Annotated in this window: 4 protein-coding genes and 1 pseudogene; all 5 read left to right on the top strand. The window is 39.5% G+C overall.

Features of this window, described 5'->3' with window-relative positions:
- A pseudogene (locus ACFILH_RS00490) lies at positions 1-289 on the top strand (MFS transporter); the annotation flags it as partial.
- Positions 290-499: 210 nt separating this feature from the next.
- Positions 500-1,174 (top strand): hypothetical protein, encoded by a 675-nt coding sequence (locus ACFILH_RS00485; RefSeq protein WP_375637896.1) that lies wholly within the window; start codon positions 500-502, stop codon positions 1,172-1,174.
- A 10-nt stretch (positions 1,175-1,184) separates the two neighbouring features.
- Positions 1,185-2,423, top strand: coding sequence for a DUF2087 domain-containing protein (locus tag ACFILH_RS00480; RefSeq protein WP_375667200.1), 1,239 nt, complete (start codon positions 1,185-1,187; stop codon positions 2,421-2,423).
- A gap of 173 nt (positions 2,424-2,596) precedes the next feature.
- Positions 2,597-2,806, top strand: a complete 210-nt coding sequence (locus ACFILH_RS00475; protein ID WP_375654700.1) for a hypothetical protein — start codon at positions 2,597-2,599, stop codon at positions 2,804-2,806.
- A 163-nt stretch (positions 2,807-2,969) separates the two neighbouring features.
- Positions 2,970-4,124 carry an MFS transporter gene (locus ACFILH_RS00470; protein ID WP_375631796.1) on the top strand — a complete coding sequence of 385 codons (1,155 nt, stop codon included), beginning with the start codon at positions 2,970-2,972 and terminating at the stop codon, positions 4,122-4,124.
- The last annotated feature ends 357 nt before the right edge of the window (positions 4,125-4,481 follow it).

Raw genomic sequence — 4,481 nt, 5'->3', positions numbered from 1 at the left:
GATGATGCTGTCATTTTTTATCCTTGGGGGTGCAAACGGCGTACAAAATGCTCTAATGGCAAGTTTTATGATGAAAGCCATCCAGAAAGAACACCGAAACAACCAAATGCCCGCCTATATTTTCATCATACAAACAGCGGTGTGCATTGGCTTTCTAGGAGCCGGTTTTGTAAAAGTGCATCACACCCAAAGCACACTATTTATCATTGGCATCGCCACAATGATCGCAGGCATATTAGGTTTTATCTTGAACAGTGCCGTACAAAAAAAGGAATATGATAATGGTTAACGAACTTTACTATCTTTGCTCTCAGGCAAACCAAACCCAAAAATGGCATAAAAATCATCACCTGATCAAATTATTGTATCTCCCCTATAACCCCATACCAACCAATAAGACTTTGATGAACCACTCTTGAGTGTGGAAGAGCTAACAACCCTAGCAAACAACCATTGCCAAAACTTGATATTTCAAAGCAGAAGAAACCGGTTTAACATCATGCAACAAGATCCTATAGGCTTAAACTTTTACAATGGAACAGGCGGTTATGTATGGCAACTTGCAGACTATATGCGACATGATTGTCATGAGAGCTCCCACACACTTGAATTGCAAAAACCAACACCACCTATAGCCATCAATTCTTTCGCTGTCTACCCACGTGAACTCAATCCTTTATCACACATTCAATGGGCAAAAGATGTACAAATAATAAAAAACAAACCAGCACTCATTGGCAAACGGCAAATACAACCCATCACCATTGTTTCTACAAAAGGAGCGGCATTTGGCGGATTCGACTTTCCCACATTTGAAGCACTTCGTGAAGGCTGCCTTGTCCAATCACTGAGAGAAATACAATTCTATAGTACTCTTCTTGCCTCTGGGAGTCTTTTGATATCACTTTTACAACACGGTCTCATCAAAACAGATCAAAAAGCATTTTCAGAAAATGATGCAACCGCTCTTTTACGAGAGCCAACATGTATTATCATAGATTCTTCTCTTGGCAGTCTTGCCATTAATCAACTCAATGGGCGTACAATCCGGCTTCATGAAAAAACAAAACATCTCTTGAAGCAAGCCACCACACCAATGCACATTCAACACCCGCTAGAGGATTCAATAAAGTTTCTTGTAAAAGCAGGAATGCTACGATTGATAAAATTATAAGGATAAAAAGATGCAGCTGATAAGACCTGGCATGGGAACAGAAAATAGTGCTGAACTTATTTACACGCTCATTCAAATGGCAAGACCGCGCACAGTCATTGAAATCGGTGCTGGTGATAGTACGCGCTTGATTGCTAAAGCACTGCAAAAAGCAAAACAAGCATGGCAACAAGATAAAAAACTTTTAGAATCTTCCACCTGGGAAGAGCGCACAGCTTTGCTTGACCCTTCAGGAATCCTTGAGAATTACGAACCTCGGCTTATCACCATTGATGATTTTACAGTTGAAGGTCAATCAGCAGAAGAAGCATGGCAAAAACTGCTTCAAGACGGTATTGAAAAAAACATGGTAACATTTATCCATGAGAATTTTTTCTCTCTTGATGAAAGCACCCTCAAATCTTGGGCGCCAATAGATTTTGCTTGGATTGATGCAGGAACTCCCGCAGATGATGTGCGATTTGTTATAACCCTTTGGGAACACATCACCGCTGGTGGTTATCTATGTCTGCATGAACCAACAATGACAACAACAATTGCTCTCAATGGCGAACAACGGGTTCGACGCGTCAGAACTCCCATCTGGGAAGAAATTCTCTACCGGCTTGACGGCTCCTATGAAGCTTTAACACTCCCCGAAAACCACAAATATCGCCAGGGTGGTCTGGGGATTATTCGCAAACGCACCCCAGCCGAACAAATTGTACGCGCACAATCGCTCCAAGCAGAACTCATAGAAATCAATGAAATTCCCATTCGCAATGATATTTTGCCCATGGGGAAAGAAACCCTTCACAAACGCAATACCCGCAATTCACTGATCTCTGCCATGACCTCACCAACACTGCGCGCTGTTTATGCCGCCATTATCCTTGGTGCAAAAAATCTTACTGATATCCTCAAACATGTCGATTCAGATGCCAAAAACATTCACAAATCCATCAGTCGCCTTTTGAATCTTGGACTTATTCACAACACAACAGCAGGATTTCAAGCCGAAGAGACAGTGTGGAAAATGCTAGAAAATAAACATGAGCGAAATAGGGAAAATTTAAGCGACCGCCATTTAGAAACAGAAGAGATGCTATCAAAAATTGGTGAAGCCTTTCAAAAGGAAAAAATCTATAGCGAAACGGAAGTTTCCAAGATATGCAACCTCTTTACGATAGACTTTGCCCGATTACGACGCACTCTTGTTGAGAGAGGTTTTTTACAACGCCATGGAGGCAAATATCAACGCATGCGCTAAAAGAGATTTGAAAAATGATTAGCGAACTCTATCGTTTTTCTTCTCTATTTCAAGAGAATGAATAACCTTCCACTAAAAAAATATAATTTCATTAAAAGGTTACAAAATCATTCATCCCATTCATATGTTGACAATCTATGGGGGGATAGTACATCCTCTTCATAAAGGATAAAATGGAAAAGCAAGAATGCGGGGTGCCAATTGGTTATCAAAAAGGATTGGGTGGTTATCAAAAAGGATTGGGTGGTTATCAAAAAGAATTGGGAATAGTCAAAATCATCAGGAGAAGATATAGGATCAAGGTCTCAATGATCTTACGGTTGTTGCGCGAACATCAGGGCACAGTATTGTTGCTCAATCCAAATCATGCTCGATATTTCTAAAAACATCGTAGAAAAAACAATATTCTTGCATTGGACTGGCTGGTGAATCAAGAAGGATCCTATTTCAACGAAATGTGCACAGCAGAAACAGGGCTGACAAAACTTCCTCAAGAGATACAACAAAATGTATTTGATCATTTAACGACACTTCTATGGAAATTCCATGGGCAAAAATAAAATAACTTTTTTCATCTATAGCACAGTTTTTCTTTCTGAATTTTCCTTTTTCTTTGTACTCCCTTTGCTTGGAAACTCTTCTCTCATAACTGCTGCCAATGTCGCTTTTTATCTCGCTGGATCAGTAATCCTTGAAAGCATTCTCATGGTAACCACAACGGGTTTATTAGAAAGATTTTCGCGTAAACTCTTAATGGCTAGCGCCTTTATTTTAAGGAGTAGCGCTTTTGTGTGCATTATCCTATCGCTCACACCTTCTGCATGGTTGATCTTTTTTACCTTAATGGCTTTTTCGAAAGCAGTTTCAAAGCCATTTTTGAGAGAAATTTTATCAGAACATCTCAATGAAAATGCTCTTAAACGCGCATTAACTCTCTATTCTTTTTTTCAAAATGCTGCTGTCGTTATCGCCCCTCTTGTTGCAACGAGTGCCATAAAATACAACGCATCAACCTTCTTAATGGCTTTTTTTGCACTCATTGGTTTGTATCTTTGTGTTCTATCCATTCAAATTGTTTATCATTACCCACATAAAACATTATCTCTTGAAAAGAATAAAAAAACAAAAAAAGCTCTTCTTTCTTCTTTAAAAACAATAATACATAATCGTTCTATTGCTTATTTGCTGGTCACGGCTTTGCTTTGTACATTCCTCATGGGAATTTTCATCACCACCACAACACTTCTCAGTAAATTTGACAGAAATCTCGCCCCTTATAGTGGAATTTTCTTTTCAATTGTTGGCATCAGTATTTGTATCTGGCAAGGAATAATCAATAAACATCTCACCCTTTCCGATAAAGCAACTTTTTATCTGCTCTGCTTTATGGGAAGTTTCTCCTCATTTTTCCTCATAGGTGGGGTCTTTACCGCTGTGACTGCGTTAATTGCCTACAGTGTCTATGAATCTGTCATGATTCCAGAGATATACTATCAAGCAGGGAAAACAACCTCACCCCTCTCTGCCAGTGTTCTTTTTAGTTATATTCTTGTTATTTCAAATATTGGCCAAGCTGCCGGCTCATGGACAAGTGGATGGATCATCAGCCATTTCAACAATCATATCGCTTTCACCTTTTGCATGATTGTTGGTGCCTCCGCCTTTGCTTCTTGCCTTTGCCTCATGCAAACGAAAAAATAAGCAGCTTCCATGTCACATATCATTTTTGAAAACCCGTAGCACAACAAGAGCACTCAAAATAATTCGCCATAAATCACTCAATTATGGGTTTGTAATACAATCTGCGGCAAAGAAGCTCGAAACGGTCTTTAAAGATTGCTCTGTAAGGCTCCGTTGCCAATTGCCTCATAGCATAAAGTATTATGGGGGCAGACAAGCGTAAGGTAGCTACATTCTGCACGAATAATATTCTATTGATATTCATGTGCAACACAGCCAAAGCATTTTTTTATAATTCGCTCAAAAAAGGATTTTGAACTAATCAATCTCAAGCCTCGCCATGCGCGTTTAACTTTTAATGCCGCCCATTCTCTCTCA

The organism is Bartonella sp. CL435QHHD (assembly GCF_042195095.1).
Taxonomy (GTDB): domain Bacteria; phylum Pseudomonadota; class Alphaproteobacteria; order Rhizobiales; family Rhizobiaceae; genus Bartonella.
This window is presented reverse-complemented; position numbering and strand designations above follow the sequence as displayed.